General features: G+C 40.8%; 12 protein-coding genes. 8 read left to right on the top strand and 4 right to left on the bottom strand.

What is annotated here, in order from left to right; genetic code table 11:
• Positions 1-2 precede the first annotated feature (2 nt).
• Positions 3-1,283 (bottom strand): efflux RND transporter periplasmic adaptor subunit, encoded by a 1,281-nt coding sequence (locus BFP71_RS11580; protein ID WP_069835624.1) that lies wholly within the window; start codon positions 1,281-1,283, stop codon positions 3-5.
• Positions 1,284-1,622: 339 nt separating this feature from the next.
• On the opposite strand from BFP71_RS11580, the gene BFP71_RS11575 reads away from it, so the two are divergent.
• The 5 genes from BFP71_RS11575 (at position 1,623) to BFP71_RS11555 (ending at position 7,810) form a co-directional block, all read left to right on the top strand.
• Positions 1,623-3,479, top strand: a complete 1,857-nt coding sequence (locus BFP71_RS11575) for an ABC-F family ATP-binding cassette domain-containing protein (protein ID WP_069835623.1) — start codon at positions 1,623-1,625, stop codon at positions 3,477-3,479.
• A 2-nt stretch (positions 3,480-3,481) separates the two neighbouring features.
• Positions 3,482-4,408 carry an adenylate/guanylate cyclase domain-containing protein gene (locus tag BFP71_RS11570; protein ID WP_069835622.1) on the top strand — a complete coding sequence of 309 codons (927 nt, stop codon included), beginning with the start codon at positions 3,482-3,484 and terminating at the stop codon, positions 4,406-4,408.
• Between the two features lie 396 nt (positions 4,409-4,804).
• On the top strand, positions 4,805-5,641 hold the full coding sequence (locus BFP71_RS11565) for a serine O-acetyltransferase (RefSeq protein ID WP_069835621.1): 837 nt from the start codon (positions 4,805-4,807) through the stop codon (positions 5,639-5,641).
• The gene (cysM, locus tag BFP71_RS11560) at positions 5,638-6,516 is read left to right on the top strand and encodes a cysteine synthase CysM (protein ID WP_069835620.1); all 879 of its coding nucleotides are present in this window, start codon (positions 5,638-5,640) and stop codon (positions 6,514-6,516) included. Before BFP71_RS11565 ends, cysM begins: the two co-directional genes overlap by 4 nt.
• Before the next feature lie 106 nt (positions 6,517-6,622).
• Positions 6,623-7,810, top strand: a complete 1,188-nt coding sequence (locus BFP71_RS11555; RefSeq protein ID WP_069835619.1) for a putative Ig domain-containing protein — start codon at positions 6,623-6,625, stop codon at positions 7,808-7,810.
• Positions 7,811-7,897: 87 nt separating this feature from the next.
• Here the strand turns inward: BFP71_RS11555 and katG are convergent, their stop codons facing one another.
• On the bottom strand, positions 7,898-10,111 hold the full coding sequence (gene katG, locus BFP71_RS11550; RefSeq protein ID WP_069835618.1) for a catalase/peroxidase HPI: 2,214 nt from the start codon (positions 10,109-10,111) through the stop codon (positions 7,898-7,900).
• A 157-nt stretch (positions 10,112-10,268) separates the two neighbouring features.
• Complete coding sequence (locus BFP71_RS11545; protein ID WP_069835617.1) at positions 10,269-10,670, bottom strand: DUF1987 domain-containing protein; 402 nt, start codon at positions 10,668-10,670, stop codon at positions 10,269-10,271.
• Positions 10,671-10,851: 181 nt separating this feature from the next.
• Here BFP71_RS11545 and BFP71_RS11540 point away from each other — a divergent pair, with 181 nt between their 5' ends.
• Both BFP71_RS11540 and rlmF read left to right on the top strand, forming a co-directional pair.
• Complete coding sequence (locus tag BFP71_RS11540) at positions 10,852-11,103, top strand: VF530 family protein (protein WP_069835616.1); 252 nt, start codon at positions 10,852-10,854, stop codon at positions 11,101-11,103.
• A 6-nt stretch (positions 11,104-11,109) separates the two neighbouring features.
• The gene (gene rlmF, locus BFP71_RS11535) at positions 11,110-12,150 is read left to right on the top strand and encodes a 23S rRNA (adenine(1618)-N(6))-methyltransferase RlmF (protein ID WP_245701841.1); all 1,041 of its coding nucleotides are present in this window, start codon (positions 11,110-11,112) and stop codon (positions 12,148-12,150) included.
• 40 nt (positions 12,151-12,190) lie between these two features.
• Here rlmF and BFP71_RS11530 read toward each other — a convergent pair whose 3' ends face one another.
• A complete protein-coding gene (locus tag BFP71_RS11530; RefSeq protein ID WP_069835615.1) occupies positions 12,191-12,676 on the bottom strand; it encodes a hypothetical protein in 486 nt (161 codons plus the stop codon).
• 257 nt (positions 12,677-12,933) lie between these two features.
• Between BFP71_RS11530 and BFP71_RS11525 the strand changes: the two genes are divergently transcribed.
• Entirely contained in the window at positions 12,934-14,547 is a 1,614-nt protein-coding gene (locus BFP71_RS11525) for an ABC-F family ATP-binding cassette domain-containing protein (RefSeq protein ID WP_069835614.1), read from the top strand.
• Positions 14,548-14,558: the final 11 nt, after the last annotated feature.

Here is a 14,558-nt window from a genome sequence, read left to right as displayed (position 1 = left end):
TCTTAATCCTTTTTGGCAATTGCTTTATTCCTACTCGAAAGGAGCTTCAATGGCTTCGACTCCATATCTTCAAGGTCCGAAAGGTAGATTTTCATCCCTTCCTCAAGACCATTCAAAACAACAACCTCGTCCGAATTTGATTTACCCAATTTTACTTCTTGTCTTACCGCACTACCTCCATCTCTGGCTAAGACGTAGACTAATGAATCTCCCTGACTATGCACCGCTTCAACGGGAATAAAAACCACATCCTCCAAAACCTCAGAAACAATCTTATTGCTGGTCGTCATGCCTGGACGTAAAGTGGTATCTGATTCAAAGACTTCTACAGAAATTTCAAACACTTTGGAGTCTGAATTAGGTCGTTGTTGACCCATATTCGCTACATCAATCACTTTACCCGTTAATCGTTTATCTGGGAAAGCGTCTAGCCCTATATCCACCTGCTGACCTCTCTTGACGTTATTGATATCTACCTCGTTGATATAGGTTTTAGACACCATCTTGGTTAAATCTGGTAAGGTAGCCACAACGGGATCCCATGCATTTACTTGAGCACCAACACCCAACTTATTACCTCGCCAATCTCTTCTATAGATTAGCATACCAGGTTCAGTAGCCAAAATGGTGAACTTTTGCTGTAGCGCTAACAAAGCATCCAACTTAGACTTATCGTCATTCATCTTCGCTTCAGCCGCCGCCATTTTTGCGATAGACTTTTGCCTTTGCAGCTCATAATTTTCAAGCTCTTGATTGTATTGCTTCTCCGCACGCTCTAAATCCATCTTCTTCTCAGTAACGACCGCCGGAGGCTCAAACTGAGAATTATTTAAGATCAATCGCTTCTTTTGGATATCGAATTGCATCTTATCCATGCCATCTCGTGCCTTTCTAAGTTCGATAGCTGAATCCAGTTTTGCCTGAGTGAATTGGGAAGTACTCACTGTTAAATCACTCATTCTTTGCTGCCTTCTTGTTCCTAATTCAGATTGATCCAAACGAGCAACATAGTCGCCTTTTTCAACTACAGTACCCTCCTCAATAATATGTTCGATCTTAGTTTGAAAAATACCAGCGGATTGCATCCCATCTGGCCCAATAATATCTACAGAGCTTTTCGCAAAGAGTTCTCCAGAAGCGATTACTTCAGACCTAAACTCCCCTCTTTGGACCTCTATGTATACGTCACGAAGATCAGATGAGCCTTTGTTAACCTTGGTAATGAAGAAAATAATCACGGCCACTAGCAGGCCAGCAATTATAGTTAGTGTTCGTATATTCATTTTGACGATTTTGAGTTTAATGACAAGGCATATATAACTAATAGAATAGTTTATTCCTATTTAGTTTATATTTTTTACCCCTTATTTGATGATATGATATATAGTAGACACCATACAGTGAATTTTATTATGTAATTGCTTAAGTAATTTCCTCCTTTTTCCATAAACCACTCTTATCTATGACAAATGGTATGCTTTCTTACATCATTCGGCTCACAATCCAACCAGACTAATACTGAGATGATTCTTGGTTAAAATTTGTTTGATTTTTAAGCACGAAACAGAAAACAATAATTCGCCAGTGTGCTTTCTTGTGAGACTATTGTAGCTTTGAAAACAATGAATTATTTATCTGTAGAGGAATTATCAAAAACCTTCGGTGATCGAACGATTTTGAATAGCGTATCCTTCGGGATAGCACAGGGGCAGAAAGTGGCGCTCGTTGGTATTAACGGTTCAGGAAAGTCCACCCTGCTTAAGATTTTAACGGGAATCGAATCCCCAGATAAAGGCGAAGTTGTTTTTAGAAATGACATCGTAGTCCGTTCACTTCTCCAAAACCCAAGTTTCAAACCCGGTCAAACAATTTTAGATGCTGTTTTCGATGAAAACAACCCAACGCATCAGCTATTAATCTCCTATGAACTCGCCCTTGCAACTGGTGATAGCGAAAAGCTGGAGACTCTTATAGAACAAATTGATGCCGCAAATGCATGGGATATTGAAAGCAGGGCTAAACAAATCCTTGGTAAACTTGGGCTTCATCAACTTGATTTAGAGGTGTCTAAATTATCAGGTGGACAGCAGAAAAGGATTTCTCTGGCGAGTGTCTTAATTCAAAAACCCGATTTGTTGATTCTAGATGAGCCAACTAACCACTTAGACATCGAAACAATTGAATGGCTGGAAAACTACTTGAGTCAGTCAAATATGGCTTTGATTCTGGTTACCCATGATCGGTATTTTTTAGAAACTGTAACGAATGAGATCATTGAATTAGATCAGGGGGCAATTCATCATTACAAGGGTGACTATGCATTTTTCTTAGAAAAGAAGGGTGAACGAGCAGATTCAGAAAGTGCATCTATAGATAAAGCAAAAAACCTATACCGAAAAGAACTTGAGTGGATACGACGGCAACCCAAAGCTCGGGGCACCAAAGCCAAATACAGAGTAGACGCATTTGAAGGCACGAAAAACAAAGCCTTTAGTGCCATCAATACTCAAGATTTAAAGCTGAAGGCTGAAGCCCAGCGACAGGGTAAAAAAGTATTAGAGATTGATGGTATTTCGAATGGCTTTGATGATAAGGTTTTATTCAAAAACTTCAGTTACATCTTCCCACGTCAAGATAGAGTGGGTATTGTAGGACCAAATGGAAGTGGCAAAACTACGTTTATCCGATCTTTGATGGGCGAAATCGAAACGCTCGAAGGAGAAGTTGTCAAAGGAGCCACTACAAAATTTGGATACTATCGGCAAACAGAACTGAGTTTTGACAATGAACAAACGATTATTGACTTTGCGAAATCAATTGCCGAAGTAGTAGAAGTTAGCAAAGGGAGATCAGTGCCTGTTTCTCAATTTCTCACTCGGTTTTTATTTCCACCAGAAGTCCAGTACAAGCCGATCGGTAAGCTGAGTGGGGGTGAAAAAAGAAGGCTTCAGTTGCTTCAAATTCTAATCACGAGTCCTAATTTCTTGATACTAGACGAACCGACTAACGACCTCGACTTAATAACCTTAAACACCTTAGAAGCCTATTTAGAAGCTTTTGAAGGTTGTGTAATCTTGGTTTCTCATGATCGGTATTTCATGGATAAATTAGTCGACCATTTGTTCGTATTTAATGAAGGCCAAGAAATCGAGAATTTCAATGGTAATTACACTGATTACAGGCTAGCACAAAAGAGTCAAAAGGTAGCTCAAGAAGTAAAGCCTGCCGCTCAAAAAAAGACGTCGTACAAGGAACCTAATGAGAAGAAAAAAGCTTCTTTTAAAGAAAAACAAGAGTTTGAATTTCTGGAAAAAGAGATTCCGAAGCTAGAGTCTGAAAAAGCCAAATTCGTGGCGCTATTGAACGAGGGATCACAAGACCATACCGAGCTAACAGAATGGTCTCAGCGAATCGAGGATATTACTAATGACCTAGATGAAAAAGAACTCAGGTGGCTTGAATTATCAGAGTATTTTTAACTATGGCATCCATCAAATTAACATCCGATAAGGTTACACTAGAATCACGGGCGGATGAAACTATACTTGAAGCATCTTTGCGACAGGGTATCAATCACGTCCATGCATGTGGTGGCAATGGTTTCTGTTCGACATGTCGCATATATGTGGAATCTGGGGTTGAAAATCTAAACGAACGTAACGATCGAGAAGAATCTTTGGCGAACCAACTAGGCCTTACACCTGAAATACGTTTGGCCTGCCAGACAAAGGCAGCAGGTGAAGTGGCGGCAAGGCGTTTGGTGCTAGATGAAGTGGATCAGCGCATCATCATGCAGCACGGCGAATCCAAGAAGCCGCGAAGCTTGGGCAAAGAAAAAGAAGCTTCGGTACTTTTTGTTGACATAGCTGATTATACGGCTTTTGCAGAGCAAACACCAGCCTATGATGTAGTGCATATACTCAACCGTTATTTTTTCATTGCGGGCAACATCATCAAGGAAAATGATGGAAGAATTATCGACTATTATGGTGATGGGTTTTTAGCAATTTTCGGCTTGAATGATAATAAAGACCATGCATCAAACTTGATAAAAGCGGGGTTTGCGTTACAAGATGCTATCGATCGATTTGATCATGATATTCACGCGCTGGTAGATCGAGATTTTAAAATCCGCTTGGGTGCGCATACTGGCAAAGTTATTTGGGGAACGATCGGTATAGAAGGCATGGAAAAGGAAGCCGCCATAGGAGACACTGTAAATTTTGCTAGTAGGATTGAACAAGCCAATAAGGATCTCAACACCAAGTTCTTAATTTCGGAAAATCTCTATAAGCAATTCGATAAATGGTGTACAATAAGCGGTACATATGATATTGAAGCAAAGGGTAAAGAAGGCACGCATAAAGTTTATGCGCTAGATAGAATGTTGGCCCCTTTACAATCGTAAATAGAAACCCGATGTTCAACTAGTCGTTAGACTAAGTATGAACACAACAGTTTGGATATTTCTCGGTTCCCTCCTCCTAATTTCCTATACCTTTTTATTTGTGGATGCATTCCGCGCCAAGAGGTCTTCTAGTCGGAAACAATCTGTGCCCATGTTCATGATGTTTTTAATCGGTCCATTGTTCTACTTTTTACTGATTAATAGCCAACGTAGAGAAAGGCGCCCGTTTATGCGAAACATGCGTAGATTTTCCTAAGCCAGTAATAATCCTACTAAACTTATAGGAAAAATAGGCAACCTTTGTTTTACTTTATCGTGATCCAACTTATTGTCGGCTGCAAGTCTATATGAGAAAAGCACTGGAACTCTTTTTTTATCCCTATCTGTTTATCAAAAATGAATCGCGATTTTATCAATAGCCTCTACGTCAGGCAGCAAGTATGCCTTAATTGCGCCTCGCCAGAAACTATTTCTGAGTGGTTCAACGAACTGCTTGGAACACTCTTTCCAGACTTCTCAAAACAAAAATTCAATACGCAGAGAGAATTTGAACTCCACTTGGAAAAACTAAAACTACAGCTAGAGCAAATACTCTCAAGAAATGAGACAAAACCTGAGTTATCTTCCTCCGATTTAGCCGATCTTTTCTTCGATGCTCTACCTGAGATTCATAGCCAAATGGAACAGGATGTAACCGCGATTTTCGAAGGCGATCCTGCTGCAAAGAGCCGTACAGAAGTAATAAGAACCTATCCAGGTTTTATGGCTATCGCAGCACATAGAATAGCTCACCAACTCGATATACTTGGCATTAGTCTAATTCCTAGAATAATTTCAGAATTTGCCCACAGCAAAACGGGTATTGACATTCATCCAAGTGCCCAAATCGGAAATTTTTTCTGCATTGACCATGGAACAGGGGTTGTCATAGGCGAAACGACGGTGATTGGCGACCATGTTAAAATCTATCAAGGAGTGACGCTCGGAGCATTAAGCGTCGATAAAAAAGACGCTGTCAAAAAAAGGCACCCAACCATATCAGATAACACTGTCATCTATGCGGGAGCAACAATTTTGGGAGGTGAAACCCACATTGGGCATGACTCAATTATTGGTGGAAATGTCTGGCTCACCCAAAGCATTCCGCCATTTTCTAAAATCTACTATCAAGCACAAATGACTAATACCTCAGGCGAAACAGATAAGATAATTTTCAAAGGCGAATCGGCATGAGTATAGAAGAACTTATAGGCAATACACCACTGGTAGAATATAAAACGCTCAGCCCAAAACCAAACGTAAAAATCCTTGGTAAACTCGAAGGAAACAACCCTGGAGGAAGTGTCAAGGATCGTGCTGCTTACGGCATGATCAAAGGCGCCTTAGAAAGAGGAGATATTCAGCCAGGTGATAGACTCGTCGAGGCTACGAGTGGTAATACAGGAATTGCCCTGGCTATGATTGCGAGTATTATGGGCGTTGACATGACACTTATAATGCCCGATAATTCTACTCGTGAAAGGGTTTTAAGTATGGAAGCCTATGGTGCCAAGGTTATACTTACACCTGCAGCAAAAACGATAGAATATTCTAGAACACTTGCCGCTGACATGGCCCATAAAGAAGGATATTTTATGTTAAACCAGTTCGGGAACCCCGATAATTACAAACAACATTACAAATCCACCGGGCCTGAAATTTGGAGAGATACGAAAGGCAAAGTGACTCATTTTGTATCTGCTATGGGAACAACAGGCACCATTATGGGAGTATCGAGGTACCTAAAAGAACAGAATCCAAATATTCAAATTGTGGGTACGCAACCAACTGATGGCTCAAGCATTCCGGGTATAAGAAGGTGGTCTCCTGAGTTCCTGCCAGCTATTTTTGAACCATTCAGGGTTGATAGGGTCATTGATGTAAGCCAAGAGGATGCTACTCAAATGACGCGAAAACTAGCGAAAGCTGAAGGTATACTAGCAGGAATGAGCTCTGGCGGAGCTCTGAGTGCGGCCCTTAAAATTGCCCATGAAATAGACGAGGGCGTAATCGTGCACATAGCTTGTGATAGAGGCGACCGATATCTTAGTACAGATCTATTTGGCTAGCTAAATGCCTTAAATCTCAATAGGGCATTACTTATTCATTGCTTTGGATTAGTTAGCCTACATGTATATTTTTCGAGTTAATTGAAATCAAATCATCATAGAATTCATGAGATACATAACACTTCTTTTACTAGTTCTATGCTGTGCTTGCAACGGTCCTAGCGATATTCAAGAACCTACCCCTTACTTACTAGGTGAAGAGGCACCTGGAAATACACCAAAAGTTTATCGGGCTGATATAGTTTCTAAAAAAGGGAGATTTGATATGGGTTTCACTATTTCTCCCAACGGGAAAATCATGGCCTTTGGTGTAGCTCACGAAAACGATCCATCCCAAACGCTCATTTATCTGATGAATTTTCAAGATGGTACTTGGAGCGCTCCCGACTATAGTTTCTTAGCAGAAAACATCAATACCTTTTTCCCAATGTTTTCCCCAAGTGGTAATGAGTTTTACTTTTCCAAATCAGTTGATAATAATCCATCAGACATTTGGGTAGGATCGTTCGAGGACGGAAAAGTCACTAACCCGCAGCCCTTAGACTCGCTGGTCAATTCAGGAACAAGAGAAGCTGGCCATGGACAATCAAAAAATGGTGCATTTTATTTCACTTCGAATAGAAATCTCGACCAAGCCTGTTGCGGCGACATTTATGTAAAGACCAAAAACAATTTGGGCGAATCAGTGATCGAGTTGATGGAAGAATTGAGCACACCTGCCGATGAAGAAAGCCTCTTTCTGTCTCCAGACGAAGATTTTATCATTATACAGTCGTGGCAAAACCAATTCGGAGGAAAGCACGACCTCTATATTAGTTATAAAACGGCCACCCATAATTGGACAACTCCTTTAAGGTTAAATAACTATATCAATGGAAAAGAAATTGAGCAACGACCGTTTGTGTCTCCTGATAACAAGCACCTTTTCTTTAGTAGGATGAGTATAAGTCAAGAAAATGGGCAAGATGTTTATGAATCTGACATCTATTGGGTAAGTACGCAAAAGGTCTTTGCCCCATATGTGTTTCGTAAACCGATATTTCCTACAATGAAGCTGGATGAATCATTTGAATGGTCTTTTCCGGCAGATTTATTCAAAGATATCGATGATGTTTCCTTTGATTATGCTTTGTCTTTCAACGATAAAAAGGTGTTGCCCGAGTGGCTTAAATTTGACGCAGCAAGTCTAACCATCAGTGGTGTTTGGCAATCAGAGGAACCGCTTACTCTAGTCTTAACCGCTACCGATAAATCAGGAAATACGACTACTTTCGAATTTTCTTTAGGAGGTTAATCCACTGATCCGAGCATTACTAACGCATAAAAAAAGTGGACTAAACAGTCCACTTTTTAAAACTATAAATACCTATTTCCGAGGAACTTAGTCTAAATCAAAACGATCAAGGTTCATCACTTTGTCCCATGTCGAAACGAAATCTGCTAAGAACTTCTCTTCAGAATCAGCACAACCATAAACTTCTGCCAGTGCTCTAAGTTCAGTGTTTGAACCAAGAATTAAATCGGCACGAGTACCCGTCCATTTCACTTCTCCTGTTCTACGATCGCGTCCTTCAAAAAGGTCTTGAGCATCTGAAGTAGCACTCCAAGTTGTACTCATATCTAATAGATTCACGAAGAAATCATTGGTCAAAGCACCAGGCTTATCGGTGAATACACCGTGATTAGAACCATCATAGTTGGTTCCAAGGACTCTCATACCACCTAACAATACCACCATTTCTGGAGCAGTCAATGTGAGCAGTTGAGAACGGTCTACCAGCATTTCCTCTGGCGTTACTTTATGTGCTGGATTAAAGTAGTTTCTAAAGCCATCACCGGTTGGTTTCAGCGCTCTAAAAGAATCTACATCTGTTTGCTCAGCAGAAGCATCTGTCCTTCCTGGTGTGAAAGGAACTTCTAAATTATGTCCTGCAGCCTTTGCCGCTTGCTCAACACCTACACATCCGCCAAGTACTACTAAATCGGCAATGGAAACCTGTTTTCCTGACTGTGAAGCATTAAAGCTACTTTGAACTTCGGCTAACGCTGTCAATACTTTATTCAGTTGAGTTGGATTGTTTACTTCCCAATCTTTCTGCGGAGCTAAACGAATCCTACCGCCGTTTGCGCCACCTCTTTTATCTGATCCTCTAAAAGTAGATGCCGATGCCCAAGCTGCAGAAACTAATTCTGAAACCGTTAAGCCTTTACCAGCAATACTTGCTTTCAGATCTGCAACATCTGCTGCATTGATGATATCATAATCCGCCGCAGGAATAGGGTCTTGCCAAACTAGTTCTTCAGCAGGGACTTCCTCTCCTAGATATAACGCTTTAGGACCCATATCGCGGTGCGTTAGTTTAAACCAAGCACGTGCAAATGCATCTTCGAAAGCTTCTTGATCTTCTCTGAACCTTTTAGATATCTCTAAGTATTTCGGATCGTTCTTCAAGGCCATGTCCGCAGTGGTCATCATTAGACGCTGTGTCTTTGACGAATCACCAGCAGCTGGTGCTACATCAGCATTTGAAGCATCTGTAGGAGTCCATTGATGTGCCCCAGCTGGGCTTTTGGTCAACTCCCAATCGTAATCCAACAATACTCTAAAGTAGTCATGATCCCACTGTGACGGATTTGGCGTCCAGGCTCCCTCAATACCACTTGTAATTGTATGATCACCATGACCTGTTCCAAATGTATTTTTCCAACCACGACTTTGCTCTTCTATACTAGCCCCTGCTGGTTCTGCACCCACGTATTGATCAGGATCCGCGGCACCGTGTGCCTTACCGAAAGTATGACCTCCTGCTACAAGAGCAACAGTTTCTTCGTCATTCATGGCCATACGTCCAAATGTTTCTCGGATATCCATTCCCGATGCCATAGGATCAGGGTTGCCATTAGGTCCTTCTGGATTTACATAAATAAGACCCATGTGAACGGCTCCTAAAGTAGCTTCGAGTTCCCCCTCTTCGTAACGTTCTTTGTTACCAAGCCACTCACCTTCAGAACCCCAGTAAATATCTTCTTCTGGTTGCCAAACGTCTTCACGACCTCCAGCGAAACCAAATGTTTCGAATCCCATAGATTCTAATGCGCAATTACCTGCCAAGATCATCAAGTCTGCCCATGATAATCTTTTCCCATACTTTTGCTTCACTGGCCAAAGTAATAGACGCGCTTTGTCAAGGTTACCGTTATCAGGCCAACTGTTCAATGGTGCGAAACGCTGTGTTCCAGATCCGCCACCACCACGACCATCGGCAATTCTATAAGTACCAGCACTATGCCATGCCATTCTAATGAAAAAAGGCCCATAATGACCGTAATCGGCAGGCCACCAATCTTGAGAGTCGGTCATCAAGTCATAGAGGTCTTGTTTTACCGCTTTCAAGTCAAGTTTTTTAAATTCTTCAGCATAATCGAAATCCTCTCCCATAGGGTTAGTAAGGTTAGAATGCTGACGTAGGATATTCAAGTTTAACTGATTGGGCCACCAGTCTTGATTTTTAGTACCACCACCGGCACTTTGCTTAATCGTGCCTCCGTGAAATGGACATTTACTGATATCACCTGAATGTTGCATATTTTCCATATTTGATAGTTTTCAATTGTTGCTTCAATTTACAAATCATATCGATGATTTGGGACGGAATGGTGATGAATGTGGGGCTCAAAAGGCATTAATCTATCAATACCTTATTGAGAATCTAAATGAACGCTTCTTAAATGAATAATAAAACGTGGGGTGCTTAATCTAGCGTGGCATAGGAGAAATCAAGGTCTGTTTCGCTTTGAAACTTTTGACCAAGACTCTTCATATCATCACTACCCTGCTTCGAAAACCAAACGACAGAAACCTTAGAATCTCCATTGGTTCCAAGTTCTTTTAAAAGTTCAATGATTTTTGTGAAGACCTTTCGACTGGAGTTGTCCATATATTCCATTTCCATACTTAACCGAGTCTCTTTAGCCGGGCTGCTGGTATATCTTTTTATCCATTGAATTATAGGTGCGTAGAATTCATCCGTCTCACGCGGTATCGAATACCCCGTGAATTTCAGTTCCCCAGCTTCTGCCTTCAACATAACTCCAGGAGACCCCGAAGTTCTACTTAATTCAAAATCAGACATTTTACTCTTTAGTTCACTCATAATAAGTGAGTATCAGCTCTTTTTACATCTTAAATTTATTTTTATTCTTTATATCATGCAAGTAAAAAGAGGAATTTTAATTAAAGATATATTGAAAATAAGTACACCGTATTATGCGATTATTCTATTCCGATCATTTTCAAGAGTCGATGTGACATTTAATGGCTAGCTTTGCTTTCTAATGGAGCTGAAGTACACACGCAAGTCAATAGAAAATCACCAACCCAATAACCCGCTTCATGGTGTCAAGCTTGTCGATATATTGGAATACCTGGTTGCTACCAGAGGTTGGGAAGGTATGGCAAAGCGAATTGATATTAACTGTTTTAAGAGTAATCCCTCAATAAAATCTAGCCTGAAATTCTTAAGGCGTACGCCCTGGGCCAGAACAAAAGTGGAAAACTTCTACCTAGATTGTATAAAGCGAAAATAGTAGCGTGTGAATAAAGGGAACAAAGAGAAAAAATCGAGCACTTTTGCCGATGCGCTGAGAAGTCACGGTGGAGCTACTAAGAAGACGGTCGTTAAACCTAAGTTTAAAGGTAAATCGGGATTGCACCCTAGAAATAAGCACATCGGCAGGTATGACCTTAAAAAGCTCGCAAAAGCTGTACAGGCATTAAAAAGTAAGATTACGCTCAACGTTAGAAAAGAAGAAACAATCGATTTTTCCGACCCAGAAGCTGTCAAGCTTTTAAATGCGGCTCTTTTAAAAGTGTATTACAATGTAGACCAATGGGATATCCCCCCTGGTTATCTCTGCCCTCCTATTCCTGGCCGTGCTGATTATATTCATTACATGGCAGATATATTGCGCGATAGTAACAATGGGCAAATTCCTAAGGGAGAAAGTGTAAAATGTCTTGACGTGGGTATAGGGGCTAATGCTGTATATCCAATCATAGGCATTAGCACATACGGTTGGTCATTTATAGGTTCGGATATTGATCCAGTCTCTATCAAATCTGTCAAACGCCTAATGGATCATAATGCATGGCTGAAAAACAACTTGACGGTTAAAACACAGCCTAATGCCAAAGACATTTTATACGGCATTCTAGATCACGAAGAGCCAGTAGACTTAGTAATCTGTAACCCACCATTTCATGCGTCTCTGCAAGCGGCTCAAGAAGGCACGCTTAGGAAAGTACGAAACCTTACTAAATCTGAAGTAAAAGAAGCAAAACAGAACTTTGGTGGTCAGGGCAGTGAACTATGGTGCGAAGGTGGAGAAAGACAGTTTGTCGGTACTATGATCAGAGAAAGCAAAAACTTTGGCAAGTCCTGTTTCTGGTTTTCTTCTCTAGTTTCGAAGCAATCAAACTTAAAAGCAATATTAGAATACCTGGCTATTGCTAAGGCAGTAGAGGTAAAAACAATCCCTATGAGTCAGGGCAACAAAGCCAGCCGAGTAGTCACCTGGACTTTTCTGACCCCTGAAGAGCAAAAAGTTTGGAAAGAGAGTCGATGGCGTTCTTAAAAAAAGAAGCGCTTAGAAAAGAACGCCATATTTTGTACAGCTAGCGATTAAAAACGTAAGAGTTTCTCATAAAATAATCGTCCGTACCGTCGTATCGCACCATTTTCTTTATCGTGATTTCATCGGCACTTACCTTTACAATCTTGCGGAAGGATGCCTTGCGGTTATTATCCTTACCCTCACTTACTAGTTCCAACGTCCATTCATCAAGACTTTTAATATCAGTCGATTCTAGCTCCCAATATCCGTTGTAGTAAATCTTATCTTTCTTAATTCTGAATCGATCAGTTCTCTTTTCTATTCGGCCACCAGGTTCGGTAAAAAAGTATTTAAACTCTACCCCTTTCTCTGAATGCTCCGCTTCTACCCGCATAGGTAACGTCACGAGTGTTTCATCATCGCCGTAATTCAAATAGGTAAGACTGCCCTCCCATTCTCCATTATATACTTTTAAATGCTGATTCGTGAGGTTTGGAGTAAGTACAAGTCCTAGACAAAGACAAACTAAACTGGCTAATATTTTCATATTGTTTTTTTACTGTCCTATGTCTAAAAGCTTGCCAATTACGCAACCGCCTGTCCTACAGCATGTTATCATCAACAGTATATATCAAGTTGTTCCACACTGAAACAGAGACCTGAACCAGTCCGGAACATACGCATCAGTAATTGATTTGAATTTCGGTTTCAGCCAAGAACCGTGGCATAATAGAGAAACTTCAATCCCAAGGCTATGTTCTTATTTGAAGAACCCCTACCTTTGCGGCTTCAAATTCAAGGATTATGATTTCAGCACAAAACGTATCATTATCATTCGGAAAACGGGTTCTTTTCGATGAGGTAAATATAAAATTCACTGGAAACAACTGCTACGGTGTAATTGGTGCAAATGGTGCCGGGAAATCTACATTTTTAAAGATTCTCGCTGGCGATCAAGACCCTAACTCTGGTAAGGTTACCATTGAGCCAGGCAAGAGAATGGCCGTTTTGAAGCAAAATCACTTTGAATTTGACGAAGAGACTGTACTCAACACTGTGATGATGGGCCACTCCGTACTTTGGAACATCATGCAAGAGAAAGACGCCATTTACATGAAGCCAGATTTTTCGGAAGAAGATGGTATTAAAGCGTCAGAACTTGAGGCAAAGTTTGCTGAAATGGATGGTTGGAACGCAGAATCTGATGCGGCGGCCTTATTGAGTGGTCTTGGTATTACGGAAGATGCTCACCACAGCCTGCTTAAAGACCTGAATGGTAGCCAGAAAGTAAGAGTTCTATTAGCACAGGCACTTTTCGGTAACCCAGACATCTTGATATTGGATGAGCCTACTAACGACCTTGACATTAATACAATTGCTTGGTTGGAAGACTTCTTACTAGAGTTTAAGAATACTGTCATAGTGGTTTCTCACGATAGGCACTTTTTAGATACCGTATGTACCAACATTGTAGATATTGACTTTAGTCAGGTGAAGCTTTTTACGGGTAACTATAGCTTCTGGTACGAGTCTAGCCAATTGGCCCTTTCTCAAAGGTCTGCCGCCAATAAAAAAGCGGAAGAAAAGAAGAAAGAGCTTCAAGAATTCATCGCTCGCTTCTCTGCCAATGCGTCTAAGTCAAAACAGGCTACCAGTAGGAGAAAATTATTAGATAAAATCACCTTAGAAGACATTCAACCTTCGACCAGAAGATATCCTGCAATCATCTTTCAACAAAATCGAACGGCAGGTGATCAAATATTAGAAATCAAGAATCTAAGTAAGTCTAGTACAGAAAAAACACTTTTTAGCGGCTTGGATCTTTTTGTAAATAGAGGAGATAAAATCGCGGTATTGAGTAAGGATGGTTTGGCAACTACTTCTCTCTATCAGGTTTTGATGGGTGAGCAAACAAGCGATTCTGGAGAATTTAAATATGGTCAAACCATCACGAAGGCCTATTTACCGAACGAAAACGAGGAGTACTTCACTGGAAATGAAAACCTAGTAGACTGGTTAAGACAGTTTACCGAAGGTGAAAAAGATGAAGTATATATGCGTGGCTTCCTTGGTAAAATGCTGTTCTCAGGAGAAGAAGTATTCAAGAAATCAAATGTACTTTCTGGAGGGGAAAAAGTACGCTGTATGCTTTCCAGAATGATGCTCGCTCAGGCTAACTTATTATTAATCGACGAGCCAACCAGTCACTTGGATCTAGAATCGATTCAAGCATTTAACAATGCATTGAAAGATTTCCCTGGTACTGTCTTATTCAGTTCTCATGACCACGAGTTTACCCAAACGGTCGCTAACAGAATTTTGGAGATTGGACCGAAAGGCTACGTAGATAAGCTGTGTACTTACGATGAGTACATTGCTAACGAGGCTTACCAGGCACAACGAGAAGCCATTTATTAATTAGTAAGTTT

The organism is Roseivirga misakiensis (assembly GCF_001747105.1).
GTDB lineage: Bacteria > Bacteroidota > Bacteroidia > Cytophagales > Cyclobacteriaceae > Roseivirga > Roseivirga misakiensis.
The sequence above is the reverse complement of the archived record's forward strand: the minus strand, read 5'-3'. Positions and strand labels throughout refer to the sequence as shown.

Excerpts from the sequence above, each read along its gene's own strand:
- BFP71_RS11530 (WP_069835615.1), bottom strand. The coding sequence starts at position 12,676 with ATGAAAATATTAGCCAGTTTAGTTTGTCTTTGTCTAGGACTTGTACTT.
- BFP71_RS11565 (WP_069835621.1), top strand. The coding sequence starts at position 4,805 with ATGAATCGCGATTTTATCAATAGCCTCTACGTCAGGCAGCAAGTATGC.
- BFP71_RS11525 (WP_069835614.1), top strand. The coding sequence starts at position 12,934 with ATGATTTCAGCACAAAACGTATCATTATCATTCGGAAAACGGGTTCTT.
- BFP71_RS11575 (WP_069835623.1), top strand. The coding sequence starts at position 1,623 with ATGAATTATTTATCTGTAGAGGAATTATCAAAAACCTTCGGTGATCGA.
- BFP71_RS11580 (WP_069835624.1), bottom strand. The coding sequence starts at position 1,283 with ATGAATATACGAACACTAACTATAATTGCTGGCCTGCTAGTGGCCGTG.
- BFP71_RS11555 (WP_069835619.1), top strand. The coding sequence starts at position 6,623 with ATGAGATACATAACACTTCTTTTACTAGTTCTATGCTGTGCTTGCAAC.
- BFP71_RS11540 (WP_069835616.1), top strand. The coding sequence starts at position 10,852 with ATGGAGCTGAAGTACACACGCAAGTCAATAGAAAATCACCAACCCAAT.
- BFP71_RS11570 (WP_069835622.1), top strand. The coding sequence starts at position 3,482 with ATGGCATCCATCAAATTAACATCCGATAAGGTTACACTAGAATCACGG.
- BFP71_RS11545 (WP_069835617.1), bottom strand. The coding sequence starts at position 10,670 with ATGAGTGAACTAAAGAGTAAAATGTCTGATTTTGAATTAAGTAGAACT.
- cysM (WP_069835620.1), top strand. The coding sequence starts at position 5,638 with ATGAGTATAGAAGAACTTATAGGCAATACACCACTGGTAGAATATAAA.
- katG (WP_069835618.1), bottom strand. The coding sequence starts at position 10,111 with ATGGAAAATATGCAACATTCAGGTGATATCAGTAAATGTCCATTTCAC.